22 protein-coding genes and 1 tRNA gene are annotated in these 22,907 nt (G+C 62.6%); 16 read left to right on the plus strand and 7 right to left on the minus strand.

Annotated elements, in window-relative coordinates; all coding sequences use genetic code 11:
• Positions 1-23 precede the first annotated feature (23 nt).
• From P7228_RS07720 to P7228_RS07740, 5 genes are all read left to right on the plus strand, one after another.
• Positions 24-371, plus strand: a complete 348-nt coding sequence (locus P7228_RS07720) for a heavy metal-binding domain-containing protein (protein WP_278017630.1) — start codon at positions 24-26, stop codon at positions 369-371.
• A gap of 7 nt (positions 372-378) precedes the next feature.
• Positions 379-1,227 (plus strand): alpha/beta fold hydrolase, encoded by an 849-nt coding sequence (locus P7228_RS07725; protein WP_278017631.1) that lies wholly within the window; start codon positions 379-381, stop codon positions 1,225-1,227.
• 94 nt (positions 1,228-1,321) lie between these two features.
• Complete coding sequence (locus P7228_RS07730; RefSeq protein WP_278017632.1) at positions 1,322-2,068, plus strand: YebC/PmpR family DNA-binding transcriptional regulator; 747 nt, start codon at positions 1,322-1,324, stop codon at positions 2,066-2,068.
• 90 nt (positions 2,069-2,158) lie between these two features.
• Positions 2,159-2,641 (plus strand): crossover junction endodeoxyribonuclease RuvC, encoded by a 483-nt coding sequence (gene ruvC, locus P7228_RS07735; RefSeq protein ID WP_278017633.1) that lies wholly within the window; start codon positions 2,159-2,161, stop codon positions 2,639-2,641.
• Positions 2,642-2,775: 134 nt separating this feature from the next.
• Positions 2,776-3,117: an ArsC family reductase gene (locus P7228_RS07740; protein ID WP_278017634.1), complete on the plus strand. Its 342-nt coding sequence runs from the start codon at positions 2,776-2,778 to the stop codon at positions 3,115-3,117.
• A gap of 10 nt (positions 3,118-3,127) precedes the next feature.
• Here P7228_RS07740 and P7228_RS07745 read toward each other — a convergent pair whose 3' ends face one another.
• Entirely contained in the window at positions 3,128-3,280 is a 153-nt protein-coding gene (locus P7228_RS07745; protein ID WP_278017635.1) for a hypothetical protein, read from the minus strand.
• A gap of 46 nt (positions 3,281-3,326) precedes the next feature.
• Here P7228_RS07745 and P7228_RS07750 point away from each other — a divergent pair, with 46 nt between their 5' ends.
• Positions 3,327-4,343, plus strand: a complete 1,017-nt coding sequence (locus P7228_RS07750) for a glycerophosphodiester phosphodiesterase family protein (protein WP_278017636.1) — start codon at positions 3,327-3,329, stop codon at positions 4,341-4,343.
• Here P7228_RS07750 and ubiG read toward each other — a convergent pair.
• Positions 4,324-5,082 carry a bifunctional 2-polyprenyl-6-hydroxyphenol methylase/3-demethylubiquinol 3-O-methyltransferase UbiG gene (ubiG, locus tag P7228_RS07755; RefSeq protein WP_278017637.1) on the minus strand — a complete coding sequence of 253 codons (759 nt, stop codon included), beginning with the start codon at positions 5,080-5,082 and terminating at the stop codon, positions 4,324-4,326. The genes P7228_RS07750 and ubiG overlap by 20 nt on opposite strands.
• 54 nt (positions 5,083-5,136) lie before the next feature.
• On the opposite strand from ubiG, the gene P7228_RS07760 reads away from it, so the two are divergent.
• Entirely contained in the window at positions 5,137-6,417 is a 1,281-nt protein-coding gene (locus tag P7228_RS07760; protein ID WP_278017638.1) for an aspartate kinase, read from the plus strand.
• Position 6,418: 1 nt separating this feature from the next.
• Here the strand turns inward: P7228_RS07760 and P7228_RS07765 are convergent, their stop codons facing one another.
• Positions 6,419-7,030: a redoxin domain-containing protein gene (locus P7228_RS07765; protein WP_278017639.1), complete on the minus strand. Its 612-nt coding sequence runs from the start codon at positions 7,028-7,030 to the stop codon at positions 6,419-6,421.
• 171 nt (positions 7,031-7,201) lie between these two features.
• Between P7228_RS07765 and P7228_RS07770 the strand changes: the two genes are divergently transcribed.
• The 5 genes from P7228_RS07770 (at position 7,202) to P7228_RS07790 (ending at position 12,588) form a co-directional block, all read left to right on the plus strand.
• Positions 7,202-7,876: a helix-turn-helix domain-containing protein gene (locus P7228_RS07770; RefSeq protein WP_278017640.1), complete on the plus strand. Its 675-nt coding sequence runs from the start codon at positions 7,202-7,204 to the stop codon at positions 7,874-7,876.
• A 239-nt stretch (positions 7,877-8,115) separates the two neighbouring features.
• On the plus strand, positions 8,116-9,042 hold the full coding sequence (locus P7228_RS07775; protein ID WP_278017641.1) for a GGDEF domain-containing protein: 927 nt from the start codon (positions 8,116-8,118) through the stop codon (positions 9,040-9,042).
• Positions 9,043-9,085: 43 nt separating this feature from the next.
• Positions 9,086-10,105 (plus strand): NAD(P)H-dependent flavin oxidoreductase, encoded by a 1,020-nt coding sequence (locus tag P7228_RS07780; protein ID WP_278017642.1) that lies wholly within the window; start codon positions 9,086-9,088, stop codon positions 10,103-10,105.
• 104 nt (positions 10,106-10,209) lie between these two features.
• On the plus strand, positions 10,210-11,619 hold the full coding sequence (locus P7228_RS07785) for an alkaline phosphatase PhoX (protein WP_278017730.1): 1,410 nt from the start codon (positions 10,210-10,212) through the stop codon (positions 11,617-11,619).
• An 84-nt stretch (positions 11,620-11,703) separates the two neighbouring features.
• Positions 11,704-12,588 (plus strand): dienelactone hydrolase family protein, encoded by an 885-nt coding sequence (locus tag P7228_RS07790; RefSeq protein ID WP_278017643.1) that lies wholly within the window; start codon positions 11,704-11,706, stop codon positions 12,586-12,588.
• A 157-nt stretch (positions 12,589-12,745) separates the two neighbouring features.
• Here the strand turns inward: P7228_RS07790 and P7228_RS07795 are convergent, their stop codons facing one another.
• From P7228_RS07795 to P7228_RS07805, 3 genes are all read right to left on the minus strand, one after another.
• A complete protein-coding gene (locus tag P7228_RS07795) occupies positions 12,746-15,973 on the minus strand; it encodes a TonB-dependent receptor domain-containing protein (protein WP_278017644.1) in 3,228 nt (1,075 codons plus the stop codon).
• 243 nt (positions 15,974-16,216) lie between these two features.
• Positions 16,217-16,675 carry a protein tyrosine phosphatase family protein gene (locus tag P7228_RS07800; protein WP_278017645.1) on the minus strand — a complete coding sequence of 153 codons (459 nt, stop codon included), beginning with the start codon at positions 16,673-16,675 and terminating at the stop codon, positions 16,217-16,219.
• Positions 16,675-18,783, minus strand: a complete 2,109-nt coding sequence (locus P7228_RS07805) for a PQQ-dependent dehydrogenase, methanol/ethanol family (RefSeq protein ID WP_278017646.1) — start codon at positions 18,781-18,783, stop codon at positions 16,675-16,677. The genes P7228_RS07800 and P7228_RS07805 overlap by 1 nt, the downstream gene beginning before the upstream one ends.
• A 139-nt stretch (positions 18,784-18,922) precedes the next feature.
• Here P7228_RS07805 and P7228_RS07810 point away from each other — a divergent pair, with 139 nt between their 5' ends.
• Together P7228_RS07810 and P7228_RS07815 are read left to right on the plus strand one after the other, a co-directional pair.
• Positions 18,923-19,924 (plus strand): SPFH domain-containing protein, encoded by a 1,002-nt coding sequence (locus P7228_RS07810; RefSeq protein ID WP_278017647.1) that lies wholly within the window; start codon positions 18,923-18,925, stop codon positions 19,922-19,924.
• Complete coding sequence (locus tag P7228_RS07815; RefSeq protein WP_278017648.1) at positions 19,924-20,403, plus strand: NfeD family protein; 480 nt, start codon at positions 19,924-19,926, stop codon at positions 20,401-20,403. The genes P7228_RS07810 and P7228_RS07815 overlap by 1 nt, the downstream gene beginning before the upstream one ends.
• 6 nt (positions 20,404-20,409) lie before the next feature.
• Here the strand turns inward: P7228_RS07815 and P7228_RS07820 are convergent, their stop codons facing one another.
• Positions 20,410-21,360, minus strand: a complete 951-nt coding sequence (locus P7228_RS07820) for a complex I NDUFA9 subunit family protein (protein WP_278017649.1) — start codon at positions 21,358-21,360, stop codon at positions 20,410-20,412.
• A gap of 178 nt (positions 21,361-21,538) precedes the next feature.
• On the opposite strand from P7228_RS07820, the gene P7228_RS07825 reads away from it, so the two are divergent.
• Both P7228_RS07825 and P7228_RS07830 read left to right on the plus strand, forming a co-directional pair.
• A tRNA-Leu gene (locus P7228_RS07825) sits at positions 21,539-21,625 on the plus strand.
• A 175-nt stretch (positions 21,626-21,800) separates the two neighbouring features.
• The gene (locus P7228_RS07830; RefSeq protein ID WP_278017650.1) at positions 21,801-22,850 is read left to right on the plus strand and encodes an AraC family transcriptional regulator; all 1,050 of its coding nucleotides are present in this window, start codon (positions 21,801-21,803) and stop codon (positions 22,848-22,850) included.
• Positions 22,851-22,907: the final 57 nt, after the last annotated feature.

The following is a 22,907-nucleotide window of genomic DNA, read 5'->3' on the forward strand; positions in this document are numbered from 1 at the left end:
ATACAGCAGTCACGGAGGTAAATATGGCAGGTCCCTGGAAAGATTCGCGCGGCGTGATCGTCACCACCACCCCCACGATCGAAGGTAGTCCGATCCAGGACTATCTCGGGATCGTTACGGGCGAGGTGATCGTCGGCGCCAACCTGTTTCGCGACCTCTTCGCCAATATCCGCGATATCGTGGGCGGCCGTTCCGGCAGCTACGAGCGGATCCTCGCCGAAGCGCGCGAGCAGGCGATCCAGGAACTGCAGGCCGAAGCAGCGAGCCGCGGCGCCAATGCCGTGGTTGGGATCGACCTCGACTATGAGGTCATCGGCGACACCGGTTCGATGCTGATGGTTTCCGCCAGCGGTACGGCCGTGAAGGTCTGACCGATTGGTGAAGGGGGCACGCCGCGAGTTCGCGACCGCAGACGGGCTTACGCTCGTCGGCGACGTCGATGGACCTCACGATGCCCCGCTCGTCCTGCTCCTTCACGGCGGTGGGCAGACCCGGCATAGCTGGGCCGGTGCAATGCGCGCGCTGGTCTCTGCCGGCTACCGCGTGGTCAATCTTGATGCCCGCGGCCATGGCGAAAGCGAATGGTCGGCGGACAGGGCCTATTCGATCCACGACCGGATCAAGGATATTCATGCCGTGGTCGACGGCGTGTCCGGGCCGTTCGCCCTGGTCGGGGCATCGATGGGCGGCTTGAACGCGATCCATGCCGTTGGCGAGGGCCTTGCACCGGCGGCGCTGATACTGGTCGACATCGTGCCCGACATGGAGCCCGAGGGGGTCGCCCGGATCGTCGGCTTCATGGATGCGCACCACGCGGGATTCGCCTCGCTCGACGAAGCGGCGGATGCGGTCGCGGCCAATTATCCCGAACGCCCGCGTCCGAAGGATCCGAGCGGTCTGATGAAGAACCTGCGGCGGCGGGCCGATGGTCGGCTCTACTGGCACTGGGATCCGGTGATGTTCGGGGTCGAGGACCCCAGCGAGTTTCGCGATCCGCTCGAACGTTCGACCGAGAAGCTGGGCCAGCGCCCGGAGCTTCCGGTGCTGGTCGTGCGCGGCAAACTGAGCGATATCGTCTCGGACAAAAGCATCGCCGCCTTCCGGCGCAAGGTCCCCCATGCCGAAGCTGCCGATGTCAGCGAAGCAGGGCACATGGTCGCAGGCGACAAGAACGATGCCTTCAACGCGGCAGTGATCGATTTCCTCAAGCGCCACATGCCGACCTGACCCGCGGTCGCGGTTCCTCCGTTGCCCGCCGCCCGTCGCTCGGCTAGGGGCACATTCCAGATTCACCCTTCATCCAGACGGACAGATTGCAGCCATGGCAGGCCATTCCAAATTCAAGAACATCATGCACCGCAAGGGTGCACAGGATAAGAAGCGTTCGAACCTGTTTTCCAAGCTCAGCCGCGAAATCACCGTGGCGGCCAAGATGGGCATGCCCGATCCCGACATGAACCCGCGCCTGCGCCTGGCGGTCAATGCGGCCAAGGCGCAGTCGATGCCCAAGGACAATATCCAGCGCGCGATCGACAAGGCTTCCGGCGGCGACGACGAGAATTACGAGGAAGTGCGTTACGAAGGCTACGGCCCGGGCGGCGTTGCCCTGATCGTTGAAGCATTGACCGACAACCGCAATCGCACCGCCACCAATGTGCGAACCGCTTTCAGCAAGAACGGCGGCAACCTCGGCAGCGAGGGATCGGTCAGCCACGGCTTCGAACGGCTCGGCCTGATCGAATATCCGGCCAGCGCGGGTGACGAGGAGAAGGTCCTCGAGGCCGCGATCGAAGCCGGCGCGGATGACGTAGAGAGCTCTGACGAAGGTCACACCATATGGACTGCCGCCGACGATCTGCATGCGGTCGCAAGCGCGCTCGAGGGGTCGTTGGGCGAGGCGGAGAACGTCAAGCTGGCATGGAAACCCAACTTGACCGTCGACATGGACGAGGGTGCGGCTTCGACTCTGCTCAAGCTGGTCGACGCGCTCGACGACGATGACGACGTCCAGACTGTGTGGGGCAATTACGAGATCTCCGACGAGATCATGGCCAAGCTGGAGGGCTAACGATTGCGCCGTTCGTGTCGAGCGAAGTCGGGGCAGGCGCGCGCTTGCGGATTCCGGCTTCGCCCCAACCGCACGGAACGCGACGGTTAGATGATCATTCTCGGCCTCGATCCCTCGCTTTCCTGCACCGGATGGGGCCTGATCCGTTCCGAAGGGTCACGCATCGCGCATGTTGCCAATGGCGAGGTCAAGACCGACGCCAGTGCGCCCATGAGCGCACGGCTCGACCATCTCTACAGCGCCATCGCCGCGGTGATCGCAACGTATGCGCCCGACCGCGCGGCGGCGGAAGAAGTCTTCGCCAATAAGAACCCGCAATCGACGCTCAAGCTGGCGCAGGCGCGGGGGGCGGTGCTGGCTGCCTGCGGGGCGGCGAACCTCGCGGTCAACGAGCATGCCGCGCGACTGGTCAAGAAATCGGTGGTCGGCACCGGCGGGGCGGACAAGGCACAGGTGCAGGCCATGCTCAAGGTCCTGCTGCCCGGCGCGCAGATTGCCGGGGCGGACGCGGCCGATGCGCTCGCGGTCGCAATCGCCGATGCGCATCTGTCCTACTCTCCGACCGCGCGCTAGAATTCGCACATGCAGCGTTCAGCCAGGTCCTTGCAATTTCGTGCTTTCGCGCCGGGTTTTCGCCCTGAAGATTCCCGACCCAGGACCGTGTTCCATGTGTTCCATCCTGTAGGATTTCGCCCCAAGGAGCTGCAATGATCCGACTTTACGGCATTCCCAATTGTGACACGGTCAAGAAGGCGCGGAAGTGGCTCGACGCGAAGGGCGTCGATTACGCATTTCACGATTTCAAGAAAGAGGGCGTGAGCCCGGCCAAGCTCAAGGCATGGATCGCGCTGCACGGCGTCGATACGGTGCTCAACCGGCGCGGGACGACCTTTCGCAAGCTGTCCGACGAGGACAGGGCCGATATCGACGAGGCCAAGGCGGTGCGCCTGCTCGAAGCCAATCCGAGCATGATCAAGCGGCCCGTGGTCGAACATGACGGCGGTGTGCTGGTGGGATTCAAGGACAGCGAATGGGAAGCAGTGTTGTGAAGCGCGCGGCTCAGTCTCCGCGCATCGCCTCGCGCCCTGTCAGTTCGCCGGCATTGCCGTCGGCAACTTCGAGGACTTCGTCCTTCACCTCGATCGGGTCATAGCCTGCGGCCCACAGCCCACCGAATGCGAGAACGACCACAATGATCAGCTTCTTGAACATGGCCCGCAGATTTTCGGATTTCGCGGTTAAGCTTGGGTTTCCTGCAATGCTTGCTGCGTTGTTTGCCATGGGCGGGATTGCGCAGGCCGCCGAAGGCCCGATTATCATCGCGCATCGGGGGGCAAGTGCGGAGCGACCCGAGCATACGCTGGCCGCTTACGAACGCGCGATCGACCAGGGCGCGGATTACATCGAGCCGGACCTCGTTGTGACCAAGGACCTCGTGCTGGTGGTGCGGCACGAGAACAATCTTGCCGACACCACCGACGTGTCGAGCCGCGAGGAGTTCGAGGATCGCCGCCGCGACAAGACCATCGATGGCCAGAAGATCGCGGGCTGGTTTGCCGAGGATTTCACGCTCGAGGAGCTGCGCATCTTGCGCGCCAAGGAGCGGATCCCTGCCATTCGCCCTGCCAATGCCCGCTTCAACGGGCTTTACCAGGTGCCGACACTGGAGGAGGTGGTGAAGCTGGTCCGCGCGAAAGAGGCAGAGACCGGGCGCCGAATCGGCATCTATCCCGAACTCAAACACCCCAGTTTCCTGTTGCAGGAAGCCGGGATCGACATGGTCGACCTGCTGCTCAAGGAGTTCCGCACGCTGGGCGTCACAGAAGCAGATCCAGTCTTCGTCCAGAGCTTCGAGGTCGGCACGCTCCAGCGGCTCAACCAGCGTAGCGACTTCAAGCTGGTGCAACTGGTAAAGCCGGAGGATGGCCCGGCGGACGAACCGGACATGCGCTATGCCGAAATGGTCACGCCAAGCGGGCTGGCCGAAATTGCCGAATACGCCGATGCCATTGGTGCCCATATCGGCCTGATCCTCGGCCCGGACGGCTCCCCGACCACGCTGATTGCCGATGCCGGGGCCGCTGGTCTGGAGGTACACGCCTGGACGCTGCGGCCGGAGAACGCGTTCCTTCCCCCCTCGCTCCAAGGTGAAGGCGGAGACCAGGGCCGCGGCAAGATCGATCTGCTGAAGCGAATGCTTGTCAGCGCCGGGGTCACCGGGATTTTCACCGATGCGCCGAACCTCGCGGTTCAGGTCAATTCACAAGCGCGCTGACGATGTAATTGAGGCTGAGGTCGTCAGACAGGTGGAGCCCCTTGCCCGGACGCCAGGTGATGCCGCGTGGTTCACCCATTGCGAGGCCAGCTTCGGCGAGCAGCTCGCCCAATTCCCCGGGCGTGACGAAGTCGTTCCAGTCATGCGTGCCGCGCGGGACATAGCCTATCCGTTCGGCCGCCTCGACCAGCAGAAGCTTGCTCGCCGGCGTGCGATTGGGAGTCGAAAGGACCAGCAAACCGCCGGGGGCGAGGCTTGTCGCGAGATCGCGCAGGAAACGCGGCTTGTCAGCGACATGCTCGATCACTTCAAGCGAAGTGACGAGATCGAAGGTGCCGAGATCGAGCGCACCGATCTCGCCGGTCATGTAGCGGATATCGAGGCCCGCCGCTTCGGCATGGGCGCTGGCTACGCCGATGTTCTCGGCCGAGGCATCGACGCCGGTCACCTCAGCGCCCAGACGGCGGAGCGGTTCGCACACCAACCCGGCTCCGCAACCGACGTCGAGCGCGCTCTTGCCAACGAGCGGACGGGCAGCGCAAACGTCGCCGCCCCAGTGCAGGTCGATCGCTTCACGGATGAACTGAAGGCGGACCGGATTGACCTGGTGGAGCGAAGCCATCGGCCCCTTGGCGTCCCACCAGTCGCGCGCCAAAGCCGAGAAATGCGCTGCCTCTTCGGGCCGGATAGTTGTGCCGCCCGAAGATTTGGTTTCACCGCCAGATATTGCATCGCTCATGCCGCGCCCCTAACAGGCCTCGATTGCTCGCACCAGTATGATGGGAGGCGATAGTTGGCGCGGATCGTGATTAAATTCGGCGGCACCTCGATGGCGGGGACCGAGCGGATTCGCCGCGTCGCCAATATCGTGCGCAAGCAGCAGGCCGCAGGTCATGAAGTTGCCGTGGTGGTGAGCGCCATGGCGGGCGAGACCGACCGGCTGGTCAATTTCTGCCGCGAAGCCAATGCAATGTACGATCCGGCTGAATATGACGTGGTCGTCGCCAGCGGCGAGCAAGTGACGAGCGGGCTACTCGCGCTCACCCTGCAATCGCTCGGTTGCAAGGCGCGCAGCTGGCTCGGCTGGCAGTTGCCGATCAAGACGGTCGAGGCGCATGCCAAGGCGCGGATCGAGGACATCGAAGCTGAGGCGGTGATCGCCTCGATGCAGGCGGGCGAGATCGCCGTCATTCCTGGCTTCCAGGGAATCGGCGAAGACGGCCGCGTGACTACCCTGGGGCGCGGCGGCTCGGATACATCGGCGGTTGCAGTGGCGGCGGCGGTAAGGGCCGATCGCTGCGACATCTACACCGATGTAGATGGGGTCTACACCACCGACCCGCGGATCGTCGCCAAGGCGCACAAGCTGAAGGCGGTGACCTACGAGGAAATGCTCGAGCTCGCCTCGGTCGGGGCCAAGGTGCTGCAGACCCGCTCGGTCGGCCTCGCGATGAAAGAGGGCGTGCGCGTGCAGGTGCTCTCGAGCTTCATCGGTGACGACGCCATCCCGGCCGACGATTTGCCCGGCACTCTGATCGTGTCGGACGAGGAAATGGATCAATTAGTGGAGAACGGCGACATGGAACGCCAACTCGTAACCGGCATCGCGCATGACAAGAACGAGGCCAAGGTGATCCTCACCCGCGTGCCCGACCGGCCCGGCGCGGTGGCCAATATCTTCGAGCCGCTGGCCAAGGCCAGCATCAACGTCGACATGATCATCCAGAACGTCGGCCGCGACAAGGGCGAGACTGACGTAACCTTTACCGTGCCGCAAGCCGACCTCGCGCGGGCGCAAGCGCTGCTTGAAGACAAGCGCGACGTGATCGGCTTCAACCGCATCATCACCGACAGCCAGATTGCCAAGATCAGCGTCGTCGGTGTCGGCATGAAGAGCCACGCCGGCGTCGCCAGCACTATGTTCCGCGCGCTTAGCGAGCGCGGGATCAACATCCAGGCCATCTCGACCTCCGAGATCAAGGTCAGCGTGATGATCGACGAGGACGAGACCGAACTTGCGGTGCGCGTGCTGCACACCGCCTATGGGCTCGATGCCAAGGAAGATGCCGCCTGAGCTAGCGCGCGGCCTCGTCGACAAGTTCGAGGATATTGTCGGAATCGAGCCGCTGGCGATAGTCGGCGGTGACGAACTTCGCCCTGACCGTTCCTTCGGGCGAAAGCACCAGCACCGCTGGCCGCGGTACGCCGTGGGCGTAATGGCCCTCCGGATACTCGGGATCGCGCAGCCCCGCGGCGTCGACAAAGCCGATCGTGCGGTCGCTCAGGAGCTCGAACGGAATTGCATTCTCCTTGGCGAATTCGGCGAGGATCTCGGGTGCGTCGTAGGTGAGGCTGGCAAGCTTGTAGCCGCGCCGTTCGAGCGGCTTGACCACCGCTTTGTGTTCCTTGATCTCGGCCTTGCAGAAGGGACACCATTCGGCGGAGCGCTGGAGCACGAGGACCAGCCCGTTCTCGCCGCTTGCTTCGGAGATCCGCAGTCTGGCACCGCTGGTATCGCGCACGAACATCTCGACCGGCGCTCTCTCACCCACCTCGATGCCGACCTCGAGATGTTGTGGAGGCAGAAGGGCCGGGCCCAGTCGCCAGAGAGCTATCGCGGCCACTGCCAGGACGGCCAGCCCCAGCGCCCACTTCACTCTCGCCTCGCGGTTGGGCTCATGGCCCATCGATACGTTCTCCTTTGATCTGACATTCGGGCGCGACGTCGAACCTGCTTTCGCGACGGCTCCCGCAGTTCGTCCCGCGCAAGCCATCCTTGCGCCGCACGTAAGATACCAAGCTAACCATTCCTTAACTCCCGCAGCCGAACCATTCGCGCAGGCGAAGGAGCAGGACCCATGGCGCTGAAAGCGCATCTCGACACGACATTTTCGACGACGGACGACAATCGCGGCAGTGATCGGCGGAGCCTGTTGCTTGCAACAAGCGGCTCGCTGCCGTCGGGCAAGGATGCCAATGTGACGGTGCACAACATCTCGCAATCAGGGATGCTGCTCGAAACGAGCCTCCCGCTAGCCGAGGGTTCCAGCATCCTGGTAGATCTTCCCGAAGCCGGCGAGGTCGAAGCGAAGGTCGTGTGGGGCAGCGGAATCCTGTTCGGGTGTCGTTTCGAAGGCGAACTCAATCCGGCTGCGCTTAGTGCGGCGCAACTCCGTGCGTCCGCACCGCTACCTCCCGGGGTCGGGCAGAGCGCTGTCGGTCGCCGATTGACAGGCGAGGTGTTCGGCAAGCGGATCGAGCAGATGCGCAAGAGACGCGGCCTCACTCTGGCAGAAGTGGCCGAGGTTCTGGGGGTCAGCAAGCCGACCGTCTGGGCATGGGAAAAGGGCAAGGCGCGTCCGGTGGCCGAACGCCTTCCCGCGCTCGCGCAAGTCCTGGGCATTGACGAAGCCGAACTGGTTAGTTTCCGTGAGCCGCCAGGCATAAGCGAACTCCTCGATACGAGCCGCGAACGCATCGCCGAGAGTTATGGGACTACTCCCGACAAGGTTCGCATAATGATCGAGCTATAATGCACCCTCCGAAACAATTTGTAAAATCGGACGCACGAAAACAATAATATGGTAAACAATAACTGTAGTTGATTCGTTTTTTAGTTAAGTAATGTTACGTAGCTAACGAGAAATAGCTGTCTAACTAGTACAACGCCACATAATCTGAACAACAAGGCGATTCGGGTTAGTTAACTGTAACAGCTTGACCAAGAGACGGATGAACAGGGGGTTGGTCGTCAGAGCCGGGGGCAAGCGGCATGTTGAGGGGTATTACCGTCGTTGACGGTTCTGTGCTTTGCGGGTTGTTGGCAGAGAGTGCCGACGACATCATTCTGAAACTGGATGAAAGAGGCTTCATTTCCTATGCCTCGCCCGCGATCGACCAACTGGGCCTGCGCCTGTCCGAACTGCTCGTTCCACCACATCTGTCTGATCTGGCGCTGCAGTCGCATGGCGATGCGCTGAGAACCTATTTCGGCGATGCTCTCGCGGGGATGGCACCTCGTGACCGGATCGAGTTCCCGGCGATCGGGTCGGAACGATCGGGGATGGCAGACAGGTGGTATTCCCTCAGCCTCCGTGCAGCACCTGAAGAGAACGGCGATCGCGGCGGTGCCCTAGGGGTGATGCGCTCGATCGGCGCGGGCGCTGGTATCGAGCGCGACATGCGCGCCGTCTCCACCATCGACCCGCTCACCGGGTTGAGCAATCGATCGGCCTTCGTCGCGATGTTGTCCCGCGCTCTTGCATTCGGGGAGTCAGGATCGGTCGTCGTCTTCTCTATCGACCGGTTTCGGGCAGTGAAGATGCGTTATGGCCAGGCGCGGGCCGACGAGGTCCTATGGGCATTTGCCCAGTTCCTGCGCTCAATGCTGGGCGAGATGCCCAGCCTGACGCGGCTTGAGGGCGAGCGTTTCGCGGCAATACTGCCGGGCGCGGAGCCTCCATCGGCGATGGCTGCGGCCCAGGAGACCGTCCGCACCTTCGCCGAGCTTTCCACCGGGCGCGGGCGCGACGATCTTGCGCTTTCAGCCAGTGCGGGCATCGCGGCGATGACGGAGGAGGTCGACAGCGTCTTGTCGCGCGCCGAGCTTGCGCTCAAAGTGGCTTCGAGCGCCGGCGGACGCCGAGTAGAGTTGGCCGACAAACTACCTTCGTGCCTGCGTTACCGGCGTAGCGCCTGACACGTCTTGCCCACCCGCGCAGACGCGCCTAAGCGCCGCACGCATGACTACCTACAGCAAGACTTCGCGCCTGATGCAGCGCGGTACGGACTTTCTCGGCTGCGACTACGCCATTTTGTGCGGCGCGATGAGCTGGGTGTCGGAGCGCAACCTCGTTTCCGCCATTTCGAATGCGGGTGGTTTCGGTGTGATCGCATGCGGGGCGATGACGCCCGAATTGCTCGACACGGAAATCGCCGAAACGAAGAAGCTGACTTCCAAGCCATTCGGTGTGAACCTGATCACCATGCACCCGCAGCTGTTCGAGCTGATCGAGGTTTGCCGCAAGCATGCCGTCGGCCACGTCGTATTAGCGGGCGGAATACCGCCCAAGGGTAGCGTCGAGGCGATCAAGGGCGAAAGCGGCACGAACGCGAAGGTGATCTGCTTTGCGCCGACGCTCGCTCTTGCGAAGAAGTTGCTGCGTTCGGGCGCAGACGCCCTCGTGATCGAAGGAATGGAAGCAGGCGGCCACATCGGCCCGGTTTCAACCAGCGTCCTGGCGCAGGAAATGCTGCCCGAACTGGCTGAGGAGCACCTGATCTTCGTCGCTGGGGGTATTGGCAAGGGCCAAGCGATCGCCGGTTACCTCGAGATGGGGGCGGCAGGCGTCCAGCTCGGCACGCGCTTTGCCTGCGCAAGCGAGAGCATCGCGCATCCCGACTTCAAGAAGGCTTTCTTCCGCGCCTCGGCTCGCGACGCGATCGCCAGCGTCCAGGTCGATCCGCGCCTGCCGGTAATTCCGGTACGTGCACTCAAGAACAAGGGTACCGAGGAATTCACCGCCAAGCAGATCGAGGTCGCCGGCATGCTTGACCGCGATGAAGTGGCGATGGACGAGGCACAGCTGCGGATCGAGCACTATTGGGCGGGAGCGCTGCGCCGCGCGGTCATCGATGGCGATGTCGAGGGCGGCTCGCTGATGGCAGGACAGTCGGTTGGAATGGTCAAGTCGGAAGAGCCGGTCGCCGATATTATCCAGACGCTGATGGCGGAAAGCGAAGAAGCGCTGACCCGGCGATAATTCAGCGAAATCAGCTGGCTGCCCCAACCCCCGGATCCTTGCTGGGGCCGGTATCGGAATGTTCACATTGGCGCGCCATAATGTCTGCAAAAGGAGGCAGCTTGGTGCAGATAAACCGCCGGGAAGTGATCTGGGGCAGTGCAGCGACACTCGTCGCCTTTGGCGCGCTGTCTACAGGCATGTCTGCCAGCGGCCATAGCGCCAATGCCGGTTTGCAGCTGATGCCGGATCCACGAGGACTGCTCGACCTTCCGGAAGGATTTTCGTACCGCCTCCTGAGCCAGACCGGTCAGCCGATGAGCGATGGCTTCCTGACTCCCGGCAGACCCGATGGCATGGCCTGTTTCCCTCATCCAACGGAAGGGGGGCAAGTCATCCTCGTCCGCAATCACGAGATCTTTGCCGACGTGAACGATGGCAAGCCCTTCGGCGCGAATGGTGAAATGCTGTCACGGGTCTCGCCAGCAAAGATCTACGACGCGCGCCGTCCCGACGATCCGTTCTACGGCGGGACCACCAACCTTGTGATCGACACTGCCAGTGGTGAAATCGTTCGCGACAATCTGTCCTTGCTCGGCACGGTCGGAAACTGTGCCGGCGGGGCGACGCCGTGGGGCAGTTGGCTGACCTGCGAAGAGCAGATGCTCAAGCCAGGCGAAGATGGTGCGCAGCAAGCCCACGGCTTCGTTTTCGAGGTTCCCGCAACGGCGGTCGGGCTGGTCGATCCGGTGCCACTGAAAGCGATGGGGCGCTTCGCCCACGAGGCGGCCTCTGTCGATCCGGGAAGCGGCATCGTCTATCTGACCGAAGACAGTCTCACGGGTCTCTTCTACCGATTTATCCCGTACTCTCCGGGCCAGCTTGCCAAGGGCGGCCGGTTGCAGGCCCTGGGAATTATTGGCTGGGATAGCGCTGATACCCGCAACTGGGCGAGAGACTGGAGCACTGCGAGCGCGCGATCGATTGCGCTCGGGGAAAGTTTCGCGATCCGGTGGATCGATCTCGAGGATGTCGAGGCTCCCGAAGCCGATCTTGCCGCACGGGGGTTTGCCGCTGGCGCCGCCATGTTCTGCCGCGGCGAAGGTATGGCCTATGGCGCGCGAAGCGAAAGCGACAAGGCGCACTTCTTCAACTGCACGCAAGGCGGTCGCGACCGGTCGGGTCAGGTCTGGCGCTACGAGCCTGGCGCGGGCGAGGGCACGTCCGCCGAACAGCCAGGCAAGCTCACGCTGATCTATGAGAGCCCGGGCGCCGACACGCTCGATATGTGTGACAATCTGGCGGTCGCGCCGTGGGGGGACCTGATCCTGTGCGAGGACGGCCGCGGCGATAACTATCTGCGCGCGCTGACGCCCAAGGGGCAGATCTACGACCTGGCACGCAATGCGCATGGTGGACGGGCCGAGTTTTGCGGCGCGTGCTTTTCGCCTGATGGCCGGACAATGTTCGTCAATGTGCAGGAGCCTGGATTCACTTTCGCAATCACCGGCCCGTGGGACAGCCTGCGTAGCTAGCGCCATCCCGCGCAACACGCTCTTGTCGTTCGAACACTTGCGGCATAGCCTCAGCGCTCTAGCCGAGATACCGGGAGCGAGACGATGTGCGATGAACGCGATTTTGCCGAATGGGACAGGAAGATCGCTGCAGGCAGCTTGAGCAGGCGCGAGTTTGGCGCGCTGTCGGGTGTCGCGGCGATCACCGCCTGTTCGGGAGACATATCGGCCAACGGTACAACGGTTGCCGGGCAATCCCTGACAGAAAGCCGTGTGCTGATCGATACCGAGGATGGCGAGATGGATGCGTTCTTTGTCCACCCGGCCAGCGGCAAGCATCCGGGGGTTATCCTTTGGCCTGACATCGCATCGCTGCGAGAATCGAAGCGCAGCATAGCGCAGCGACTTGCAGGTAAGGGTTACGCGGTCCTCGTCGCCAATCCCTATTACCGCGACGTGCCTAGCGACCAGTTCGAAAGTTCGGTGGCGTTCCGGCAGAGCGGCGGCTTCGAGATGGTCAAGCCGTGGCGGGACAAGCTGTCGTCGCGCGCCATAATGCGCGATGCCGATGCCCTAGTGGGTTGGCTCGATGGTCAGGAAGCGGTCGACAAGGCACGCGGTATCGGTACGCAGGGCTATTGCATGGGCGGACCCTTCACCGCGTATACTGCGCATGCGCGGCCCGACAGGGTCAAGGCGGCGGCGAGCTTTCACGGCGGCGGCCTGGTGCGCGACGACGAAGACAGTCCGCACCGAATACTCGAACCTGGCACCAGCTACCTGATCGCTATTGCGCAAAACGACGACGCTCGCGCGCCTGATGAGAAGTCCGAATTGCGCCAAGCGGCCGACGCTGCGGGTGTCTCGGCAGAGATCGAGGTCTATGCGGGCGACCACGGCTGGACGGTACCCGACAATCCCGCCTACGTCGAAGGTCCGGCAGAGAAGGCATGGGCGCGGCTTCTCGCGCTTTACGAGGGCGCGCTCTAACCTCTCTACAGCCATCTGTTTCTACGGCTCTCCCAGACGGGATCTGGAAAGAAAATGGGTCGGAGCTTGACCCCGACCCATCCGATGCACGACGACAGGACTGGAAGTGTCGTGCAAGCAGGTCTCGGACCGGGCGCAAACCCGGTCCGATAGAGTGTTACTGGAACTTGGCGCGAACGCCGGCATAGAAGAAGCGACCGGTCGGATCGTAGAGCGAACCCGCTTCGGTACCGAGCATGTCGTATGGCGGAAGAGTATCCGTCACATTGTCCACGCCCATGTAGAACTTGAAGTCCTCGGTCGCGTCGAATTCGAAGCGCACGTCATGGTACCAGCGTTCCGGGTAGTACGGGAACGGCGTTGCATCCGGATCGAGCGGTGCGCGACCGTCAATACCGAAGAAGGTCTCGTACTGGCAGCAGTTGACGATCTGCTTCCCGATATACTGCAACTGATGGCCAATGCTGATGTCGCCGAGCTTGAGCTTCGTCGACAGTTGGAATCGCCACTCCGGATCGCCCACCTCCGATTTGAGCCGGTTGCGGAAGGTAGGATCGGTAACGTCCGTATAGGTATCGCGTGCGATCAGATAGCTCGCGATACCGCGGAACGTCAGGTTCGAATCTTCTCCGAAATCGTGCCTGTAGCTCAGATCGGCGTCGATCCCCTTGGTATCGGTTTTGGCGTAGTTGAAAGGCTGGCCAAGGCTCGCGAATCCGGGATTGTTCAGGACAACGACGTTGCCGTTATGGAAGACGTTGTTCTGCCCGGCGAGCGTGCCGTTCGGAAGTCGGGTAATGACGGCACAGAACGGGTTATCGATCCCGCTGGAGCTGTCGTAACACTGGTTGACGACCGTGGCCGGCGCCAGCGTGTTGATCGCATCCTTGATCTCGATGTCGTAATAGTCGACCGACAGCGTCAGGCCCGGAAGCATGCTCGGCTGGAACACCACGCCCAGGGTAAAGCTGGTGCCGGTTTCTTCCTGCAGTTCCGGGTTGCCGCGGTTGGCTGCACCGATGCCCGATGACGGGCGGTTGGTGAAGGGTTCGGTCGTCGTCACCCCGCCGGTGGTGAAGGTCTGCGTGGTCGGAACTCCGGCCGCCGCACAGTTCGCAACACGGAACGGGTTGTTGTTGATGTTCTGCTGACCGCAGGGATCGGCAAAATTGTTCATGAAGGTCTGCGTGGGCGAGGAGTACAGATCGCCCAACGAAGGTGCGCGGACCGAGCGCTGATAGCTGGCGCGCAGTCGGATATCCCGGACCGGGGAATAGATCAGGCCACCGTTGTAGGCGACCACCGTCCCGGTCGTGCCGAGATTGTAGTCGGATACGCGGGCAGCGCCTTCCACCGTCAGTTCTTCGGCGAACGGCATGCCGGCCAGGATTGGCAGGCGAAGCTCGGCGAAGGCTTCCTTGATCTTGTACTTGGGCGGATTGAACTCCGGCAGCAGGTTCAGGAACGTCAGTCCCTGCGCCGTTGCATCGTCATAGGCACCGTACTGGTCCTCGACGCGGTATTCGCCGCCAACGGCAAACCCGACCGGGCCACCCGGCAGGTTTAAGAACGCACCCGTGTCGCCCGAGATGAAGCCCGACAGAATGTATTGCTCGTTGGTCTGGTCGCGGGTCGACGTGTAGCCGAAGTAATTGAGCGATTCCTCGCTCACCTGGCCCGCGCCGAACAGGTTCACCGGGATACAGGCGGGATCGTCATTGGCCGCGTTCGCATCGACGTTGATCGAACAAGCCACACGCTGGCCGGCGGCGTTCAGCGCGAACGGACCGGAATATGTGGCCGGGGCCAGGACTGCGTTGATCGCATTGGCGAACCGGGTGCGAATGTAATTGCCCGAGGTCGCGTAGAAAGATTCGAAGCGGCCGTAGCTGCCCGAAATCTCGTAACGCAGATTGTCGCTCAGATCGCCCCGGAAGCCGATCACCCCACGGAAGGTCTCGCGCTCGTGATCTTCGCCGCGAACCCCGAAATCGAGATTCTGCCGATCCATGCTGAAGGTCGTCGCCGTCGGCGAACTCAAGCTGCGGATGAGGTTGCGCGCCTGGGTCGTCAGGAACGGGTTGTTGATGCTGAAGGTCTGAGCACCGAACGTCGGCGAGCTTTCCTGCAGTGCATCAATATGCGTGTATTGCGCTTCGAGGAACGCTTCGAAGGCCGAGGATACCTCGAAATTTGCGAGCATTGTCGCATTGATCCGTTCGAGTTCCGGCTGGAACATGCCGCTCTCGCGCAGGGTGGAACCGAGACCGCCGATGCAGTTGCCCGAGCCGAAGCCGCGGAAGTCGGTGACACAGCCATTGGCGGTCAAGGTGCCGTCGGGAAGGAAGGCAAAGGCATTGCCGAACTGGCTTAGCGCATTGGTGCTGCCCGGGTTTGAGATCCCGCTGCAGGAGATCGCCCGGCGGGCTGCGAATGCAGTGGCGGATTCGCCGGTTGCAGCAGCCGTCGGGCATACTGCGGTGAAGGTCCCGCCAACCGAGGTGCTGACTCGCTGGAGCCCGCCAATGAAGGCGGTGTCGGGTATGCCGTCACCGGTCGCAGGTTCGCCGGTCGTCCGGATCGGACCGTTGGCAGGGTTCAACTGAGCGCCGAGGTTCTGAACCAGCTGGAACTGGCGGCGGTCGCGCCCCTGTTCGCGCTCCAGGATAAAGAGCGCATCCTGCTTGGCGTATTCCGCGGCAAAGGTGATGTTGCCCCGGCCGTCGCCGAAGTTCTTGCCGATGATCCCGCTGACGAAGTGCGACGCGCTGTCACCCTCGTCCGAAATGCCCATCTGTCCGCGCAACTGGATTCCATCGTATTCGCGCCGCAGCACGAAGTTCACGACGCCTGCAATCGCGTCCGATCCGTAAATGGCCGAGTTGCCTCCGGTGACGACATCCACCCGGTCGACGAGGTCGGCCGGAACGTTGTTGACGTCCCACCGGAAAGTACCCGGCGAAGTGGAGACGTGGCGGCGCCCATTGACGAGAACGAGCGTACGCTCGGTTCCAAGGCCACGGAGATCGAGAAAGTTCATGCCCGCGGTGCCGATGAAGCGGGTCGAGTTCGCCTGACTGAAAGTCGAGCGGAGTTGAGGCAGCTGGTTGAGCTGGTCGCCGACCGAAATCTGGCCGGTGTCCATAATGTCTTCGCTGCTCACCACGGTAATCGGGATGGTGCCGTCGATCGCCGCCGAACGCGCAATGCGCGAACCGGTAACGACGATGGTATTGGCAGTATCCGCGGTGGTTTCGGTTTCTGCGATGCTTTCCGCATCTTCCTGATCGTCCTGCGCGTAGGCAGGGGATGCAAGGACAAGACCAGTCGTGGCCGCAAATGCAAGCCAGGCATGACCGGTCGAAGCGCGAAGCGCGCCCTTCATGATCGTTTTCACTTTTTCAAGAACCCCCAAAGGCGGGCCCGCAGAGCATGGTCACCGCCAGACTTCAACAAGCCTTGCACGTGACCGGCGGGGCCGATTCGCCTCGTAGCAAAAGCGGATTTGCTCTCAATTGAAACCAAATGCAAGCGCAAAAAATGGCCGGAATGTGACGGGGAATCTCGGGCCAATCATGGCGCTTTTTCGTGCAATATCAGCGCGGATTCGGCCTTAGATGGAGGAATTTTAACTCTTTAAAATCAATCGTTTCCACGGGCGGGCGGCAGGTTCGTCACTTTCGGGCGGGTTCCATACAGCGGTCATACGCCCGCGTGCCTCCGGCTCGGGAGTGCCGCCCTCCAGGTCGAGCAAATACATGAAGGCGGTAACGCGATAGTTCATGATGCAATGGACGTGGATTGGGCCGTCGGCCGCTGCGATCGCGTCTCGCAACCGAGCGACATGCTCGCTCGTCGGCGCGTCGAACGGGACCGGGATATGGGTGTAGCCGATGCCGACCGCTGCCAGCAGTTCGGCCTCTCCCGGCAGCGCCTCGGGATGCTCATCAAGAGCGAGGTTCACCACATGCTGTACGCCGATCGCGGCCAACCGCGCGGGATCGCCCGGCTCCAGTTTCCCCGAAGTGGTGATCCCGTCCGGCCTGCGCTGCCAATTGCGGATGTCCGATGGGTCGGCAGCGCCCATCAAGTCCCTTCTAACGCCTTGTCCTCGTTGGCACGCTTGATGATGTACTGGCGGATCGCCTCTGCATCCTCCGCCTTGATTGCGGTCTTGAAGCTGACCATGCCGTTATGCTCCAGCGCCCCGTCGACCACGATCGAGCGGATCGCTTCCGGGCTGGTCAGGGTCGCCGAATGCCTGAGATCAGGATTGAGCACTCCGGCGATTGCCGCATCGCCGTGGCAGGCGCTGCAGTATCTCCCGTAAAGATCCTGGCCTCGTGTCGCTTGCTCAGGTGTGCCCTTGAACGCCGGCGGGTCGAGCACCCGCTCGGCCAATGGCGGCACCGCCGGCAGCTGGCCGTTCGCGCCCAGCTTGAACACCATCAGGCGGCTGATGTTGGGCGTGTAGCCTGATTTGGTCGCGGCGATGCCCCAATTGACGTCCCACAAGCCGCCCCAGCCGACCAGGATGGCAACATATTGCTCGCCGTCGATGGCATAGGTCATCGGCGCGGCGATGATCCCGGTCTGTGACGGGAACGACCAAAGCTGCCTGCCAGTATCGGCGGCATAGGCACGAAACTCGCCGCTCGCGGTCCCCTGGAACACGAGATTGCCCGCAGTCGAGAGTGTCCCGCCGTTCGACGGGCCCGGATACTCGACCCGCCACGCCTCTTTCTGCGTAACTGGGTCCCACGCCAGGAGATGCCCCGTCATGGCGGCGAGTATCTCGCTCCGGACCTTGGGATCGGCGGGGGTCGAAACGGCCCCGGCGTCCAAACCGATCTGGAAGCCGATATCCGAGCCTTCGAAATCCTCGTCCCCCAGATATGCCTGCATGGTGTTGTTGGCCGGAATGTACATCAGCCCGGTTCGCGGGCTGTAGCTCATCGGGTGCCAGGTGTGGGCGCCGTAGGGCCCAGGCGTGCCGATGAACACCTCGCCGGTCTTCTCGTAGCGCGCTTCCGGCACGATGTTCGGGCGCCCCGTCTCAGGGTCCAGCCCGTCGGCCCAATTCACCACCCCGAAGGCCTCGCCCGAGAGGAACTCACCGGTCTTGGCATCGAGGACATAGAAGAAACCGTTCTTGGGCGCGTGCATGACTACGCGGCGCTGCTGCCCATCGACTTCGAGATCGGCCACGGTGATCTGCGAGTTGGAATCGAAGTCCCAGCGATCCTCGGGGGTTTCCTGGAAATGCCAGGCGTACTCGCCCGTGTCCGCGTCGACCGCGACCACCGAGGCGGTGTAGAGCGCGTCCCCATCGCCGCGGTCGTTGACCTCCGGGTTCCAGGGCTCGGCATTGGCGGTGCCGAAATAGACGAGGTTGGTGCCAGGGTCGAAGGTGATCGAATCCCACACGGTTCCCCCACCGCCGAACTCCCACCAGTTCCCGGCCCAGGTTTCGGCCGCCTTCTCCATCGCCGCATTCTCGAACCCGTCTGCGGGATTGCCCGGGACGGTGTGGAAGCGCCACACCTCCTCGCCGGTCTTCCAGTCATAGGCTGCGAGGAACCCGCGGGCGCGATACTCGGAGCCTGCGCTACCGATCAGCACCAGGCCCTTGGCCACGCGCGGAGCGCCGGTGATCGCATAGTTATCCTGGTCGGGAACCACGACTGTCGACCAGGCCTCCTCGCCGGTCTTCTGGTCGAGCGCGATGAGGCGCCCGTCGAGCGCGGCGACATAGACCTTGTCGCCATAGAGCGCGACGCCGCGATTGACCGCGTCGCAGCAGACCTGCGCCAGCACCTGGCGCGGCACCTCCGGATCGTAGGACCACTTGAGCGCCCCAGTCTTGGCGTCATAGGCCTTCACCATGCTCCAGGCGGTCGAGACGAAAATCGTCCCGTCATGCATCAGCGGGGTGGCTTCCTGTCCGCGCGCGGTGTCGAGATCGGCAAACCAGGCGAGCCCCAACTCGCCGACATTCTCGGCGTTGATCTGTTCGAGCGGGGAGAAGCGCTGCTCGTCATATCCGCCGCCATAGGACAGCCACTCATCGCCCACGCCGGCCGCGATCATCGCGTCGGTCACGCCTTCGGTTGCGGGATCGGAGCGTTCCGCCGCCCGCTCTCCGCATGCACCCAAGACCAGCGCGAGCGCCAGCACCCATCCAGCTTTGACCATGATTCTCTCTCCCTTGCGTGGCATGTTGCAACGCATTTTCGAGCTTGTCCATCGGCGCGGGAAGCTCCGCTTTTGCTTGGGTTTGCGGTCGACGCGGGCTAGGCTGGCGTATGGGACGGAAAATGGGAGTTTGTTCGTAATGGAATTCGTGCTGGTTGCGCTGATGTTCCTGCTGGTCGTGTTCCTGCTGATGGCGGTGCGCGTGGTGAAGCAGGGTTATGTCTATACGATCGAACGCTTCGGCCGCTTCACGACAGCGGCGGATCCCGGGCTCCACCTGCTCATCCCCTTCTTCGACCGCGTCGGGCAGAAGGTGAACATGATGGAACAGGTGCTCGATATCCCGGGGCAGGAGATCATCACGCGCGACAACGCGATGGTCGGGGTCGATGCCGTGGTCTTCTTCCAGGTGCTCGATGCGGGCAAGGCAGCATACGAGGTGCACAATCTCTACGCCGCGATCATGGCGCTGACGACAACCAACCTGCGCACGGTGATGGGCTCGATGGATCTCGACGAGACACTGTCGAAGCGCGACGAAATCAATGCGCGTCTCTTGTCGGTGGTCGATCACGCCACCTCGCCGTGGGGGGTCAAGATCACCCGCGTCGAGATCAAGGACATCCGCCCGCCGCACGACATCTCCGAAGCGATGGCGCGCCAGATGAAGGCTGAACGCCTCAAGCGCGCCGAAATCCTCGAGGCCGAAGGCGAACGCGCCAGCCGCATCCTGCGTGCCGAAGGCGAAAAGCAGTCGGCCATCCTCTCTGCCGAAGGCAAGAAGGAAGCGGCGTTCCGCGACGCCGAGGCGCGCGAGCGCTCTGCCGAGGCGGAAGCCAAGGCCACGCAGATGGTGTCGGATGCGATCGCCTCTTCGGGCAATCAGGCGATCAACTATTTTATCGCGCAGGAATACACCAAGGCGGTCGGCAAGTTCGCCGACAGCCCCAACGCCAAGACCATTCTCTTCCCGGTCGAGGCGACCCAGCTGATCGGTTCGCTCGGTGGTATCGGCGAGCTCGTGCGCGAAGCCGTCGGTGGAAAGGACGGCAATGTCACCACCTCGGATCCCAGCCGTTCGGGGCAACAGCTGCCCTCGAGCCGGCCGCGGGCGAGCGTCCCGCGCTCGGGTGACAGCTGATGGACAGTCTAGGCGGATTCGACGCCCATTGGGTGTGGATCGGCATTGGCCTGGTCCTCGCCGCGCTCGAGATCATGGTGCCGGGCGTCTACTTGATCTGGCTGGCTGTGGCCGCGATCATAACCGGCATGCTGACCTTCGGGTTGGGGATCGGGCTTCCCGCCCAGGTGGTCATCTTCGTCTCGCTTTCGCTTATCGCCGCCTTCAGCGCCAAGCGTATCCTGCGCGACCAACCCATCACCAGCTCGGATCCGCTGCTCAACCAGCGCGGCGGCCGCCTTGTCGGTGAAATGGCGGTCGTGACCCAGCCGATCGAGAACGGCACGGGGCGGATCAAGCATGGCGACAGCGAATGGCTCGCTCGCGGTCCCGAACTCGACATCGGAACCCGCGTGCGTATTATCGGCAATGACGGTGCGATCCTGATCGTCGAGCCGGCTACGGCATTGCCGCCACCCGAGGCTGAGGAAGACGCCTAGCCTCGCTCAGCCGGCTGCGGCATGGCGACCGGTAAAGCGGCCGTGCTTGCGGTAACGCACCATCCATTTCTCTAGGAACAGGCCCAGCGGCTTGGGCTCGATGCCGAGCCGCTTGAACCCCGGATGGTCGCCCGAGACCGTGTTGCCCTGTTTCAGAAGCGACCATTGATCATTGTTGATCGGGGTTCCGGGCAGCGCTGCGGTGAGTGCCGAAACCGCGTCGGGCACGGCGATGAAACTGCGCTTGCGCCCCTGCGCTGCCGCAATGCGGCGGTTGAGTTCCATCATCGTCATGACCTCTGGGCCGCCGAGTTCGTAGGTCTTGCCGCCGTGGCTGGCTGGATCGCTGAGGGCGATCGCGATCGCCTCGGCAACATCGTCGACATAGGCCGGCTGGAGGGTTGAATCCGCTCCGAATACGGGCAGCACGGGGAAGAACTTGATCAGCTGGGCGAACATGTTGACGAAATTGTCGTCCTTGCCGAACAGTGCTGAAGGCCGAATGATGGTGGCGTTGGGAAACGCCTTGCCGACCAGTTCTTCGCCCAGTGCATTGGCGCGGCCATAAACCGATGCGGATGCGGGGTCTGCGCCGATCGCGCTGATATGGACGAGCGCAGTCGCGCCCGCTTCCCTGGCCGTCTCGGCGGCGTCTCCGGCTGCATGTCCCATCAGCTTCATGAGGTCGCCGGAAAAACTCCCGACCATGTTCACCACCGCGTCGGATCCGCTCACGGCCGCGCGCAGGCTGCGTTCGTTGGTGATGTCGCAGCGAGCGAACTGAAGCTGGCCGAGATTGGCCAGCGGCTTGAGCGACCAGCCCTTTTCGGGATGGCGACTGGCGATGCGCACGCGCGCCCCGCGCGAGAGCAGGCCTTGGGCGACGTAATTTCCGACGAAGCCGCTTCCGCCGAGAACGGTGACGAGCTTGTCCTGCAGGGGGGCGTTGTGGGCCATGCGAGATCCGTTGCTTTGAGTATCGTGACTTATGCCGGGCGCATTGCCGTAACGCAGGCTGGACTGCAAGCGTTCCGGGGGCTGCGGGCGCGAAACAGCCGTTGACAGGCAAGGTGGTGCTTCGCTAGTGGCGCGCTCCTACCCGCGAGACGGCATTGGATGACCGACTCGCCTGTGTGCCCAGATGGCGGAATTGGTAGACGCACCGTCTTCAGGTGGCGGCGCTCGCAAGGGCGTGGAGGTTCGAGTCCTCTTCTGGGCACCATTTTTTCACCGAAGTTGGTCAATGCTTGCGAGGAATCGCGCGCAACCCCTGTTGGCATCGTCGCTCATAGTCTCCCACCTGCTAGCAATGCCTCCATCAGCATGGGAGCCTTGAGGTGGCATGCTTTGACAATCCTCGACAGCACGGCAATCCTGCGCAGCTAACGGAGGGCAGGATGCACTCGCGCGACAGATTGAGAAGGACGCAGGTGGGCGGCAATGACGGGCCCATCATCCGGGGTGGCAGCATGGAGGGTTTTCGCGGCCTACTGCTGGAGCTGGGGTATGATCCGAAACCCATCCTAACGAATGCTGGTATCGAGGACGAGGTCCTCAACCAGCCCGACATGACCATTACGACGCGCGCTTACAGACGGGCGCTCAACCTCGCCGCCCAAGCGACCGGACTGCACCACTTCGGTTTGCTGCTCTCGCAAAGGCAGACCTTCGAGAAGCTAGGGGCGGTTGGTTATCTGGTGCGGCATGCTCCCAACCTCAGCATTTCGGTCGATCGGTTGATCCGGCACTTCCGTACTCACGACACTGGTTCGATGACCAGATTGCAAGCCGACGGTCCAGTGGCCTTGTGGATGCATGGCCTTTCTGGAGTGGCAGAGGATGCGGCGATACAACAGACCGAACTTGCGATCGGATTGGCTTGTCAGTTCATGCGATCAGCATTGAGCGAGACCTGGGATCCGGTAGCGGTCTATTTCGAGCATTCTGCACCGCGCGACTTGCAACCGTATCGGGCGGTGTTTCGCTGTCCGGTCCATTTCGGACAGACGATAACGGCGATGGAATTGAAGACTGCCGATCTCTTCAAGCCACTGCGTCAATCGGACCCGGGGCTCTTCAAGATACTCGAACAGCATGTCGAGAGTATCGAGGAAGGATTGGGAGAGGATCTCAGTTCGGAAGTGCGCAAGATACTCCAGCAGAATCTTGAGAGCGGACTGGTCCACCTCGACGAAATTGCGCGGCGAATTGGGTTCAAGCGACACATATTGCAGCGTCGGCTCAAGGCTGAGGGCACCAGCTTCCAAGCCATACTCGACGATGTTCGATACGAGATGGGCCGCCGCCTGCTGCGAGAAACACGGACCTCGATCTCTGAAATCGCGGGAGCTCTTGGCTATGCCGAGTCTGGTGTGTTTACCCGCGCCTTTGCCCGCCGCTCCGGCATGTCACCGCGCGACTGGCGCCGCGCGAATTTGTCGCACTGACGGCGGTTCATGATGGCGATTCAAAGTTCGGCGACGATGAGAGGTGTTCCTGCGCCC

It is taken from the genome of Altererythrobacter sp. CAU 1644 (assembly GCF_029623755.1).
Classification (GTDB): Bacteria; Pseudomonadota; Alphaproteobacteria; order Sphingomonadales; family Sphingomonadaceae; genus Erythrobacter; species Erythrobacter arenosus.

What these genes read in the sequence shown, in the direction of transcription:
- P7228_RS07775 (WP_278017641.1), top strand. Translation starts at nt 8,116, where the DNA reads ATGTTGAGGGGTATTACCGTCGTTGACGGTTCTGTGCTTTGCGGGTTG.
- P7228_RS07805 (WP_278017646.1), bottom strand. Translation starts at nt 18,783, where the DNA reads ATGGTCAAAGCTGGATGGGTGCTGGCGCTCGCGCTGGTCTTGGGTGCA.
- P7228_RS07815 (WP_278017648.1), top strand. Translation starts at nt 19,924, where the DNA reads ATGGACAGTCTAGGCGGATTCGACGCCCATTGGGTGTGGATCGGCATT.
- P7228_RS07720 (WP_278017630.1), top strand. Translation starts at nt 24, where the DNA reads ATGGCAGGTCCCTGGAAAGATTCGCGCGGCGTGATCGTCACCACCACC.
- P7228_RS07820 (WP_278017649.1), bottom strand. Translation starts at nt 21,360, where the DNA reads ATGGCCCACAACGCCCCCCTGCAGGACAAGCTCGTCACCGTTCTCGGC.
- ruvC (WP_278017633.1), top strand. Translation starts at nt 2,159, where the DNA reads ATGATCATTCTCGGCCTCGATCCCTCGCTTTCCTGCACCGGATGGGGC.
- P7228_RS07730 (WP_278017632.1), top strand. Translation starts at nt 1,322, where the DNA reads ATGGCAGGCCATTCCAAATTCAAGAACATCATGCACCGCAAGGGTGCA.
- P7228_RS07745 (WP_278017635.1), bottom strand. Translation starts at nt 3,280, where the DNA reads ATGTTCAAGAAGCTGATCATTGTGGTCGTTCTCGCATTCGGTGGGCTG.
- P7228_RS07780 (WP_278017642.1), top strand. Translation starts at nt 9,086, where the DNA reads ATGACTACCTACAGCAAGACTTCGCGCCTGATGCAGCGCGGTACGGAC.
- P7228_RS07830 (WP_278017650.1), top strand. Translation starts at nt 21,801, where the DNA reads ATGCACTCGCGCGACAGATTGAGAAGGACGCAGGTGGGCGGCAATGAC.
- P7228_RS07770 (WP_278017640.1), top strand. Translation starts at nt 7,202, where the DNA reads ATGGCGCTGAAAGCGCATCTCGACACGACATTTTCGACGACGGACGAC.
- P7228_RS07810 (WP_278017647.1), top strand. Translation starts at nt 18,923, where the DNA reads ATGGAATTCGTGCTGGTTGCGCTGATGTTCCTGCTGGTCGTGTTCCTG.
- P7228_RS07750 (WP_278017636.1), top strand. Translation starts at nt 3,327, where the DNA reads ATGCTTGCTGCGTTGTTTGCCATGGGCGGGATTGCGCAGGCCGCCGAA.
- P7228_RS07800 (WP_278017645.1), bottom strand. Translation starts at nt 16,675, where the DNA reads ATGGGCGCTGCCGACCCATCGGACATCCGCAATTGGCAGCGCAGGCCG.
- P7228_RS07740 (WP_278017634.1), top strand. Translation starts at nt 2,776, where the DNA reads ATGATCCGACTTTACGGCATTCCCAATTGTGACACGGTCAAGAAGGCG.
- P7228_RS07795 (WP_278017644.1), bottom strand. Translation starts at nt 15,973, where the DNA reads ATGAAGGGCGCGCTTCGCGCTTCGACCGGTCATGCCTGGCTTGCATTT.
- P7228_RS07765 (WP_278017639.1), bottom strand. Translation starts at nt 7,030, where the DNA reads ATGGGCCATGAGCCCAACCGCGAGGCGAGAGTGAAGTGGGCGCTGGGG.
- P7228_RS07790 (WP_278017643.1), top strand. Translation starts at nt 11,704, where the DNA reads ATGTGCGATGAACGCGATTTTGCCGAATGGGACAGGAAGATCGCTGCA.
- ubiG (WP_278017637.1), bottom strand. Translation starts at nt 5,082, where the DNA reads ATGAGCGATGCAATATCTGGCGGTGAAACCAAATCTTCGGGCGGCACA.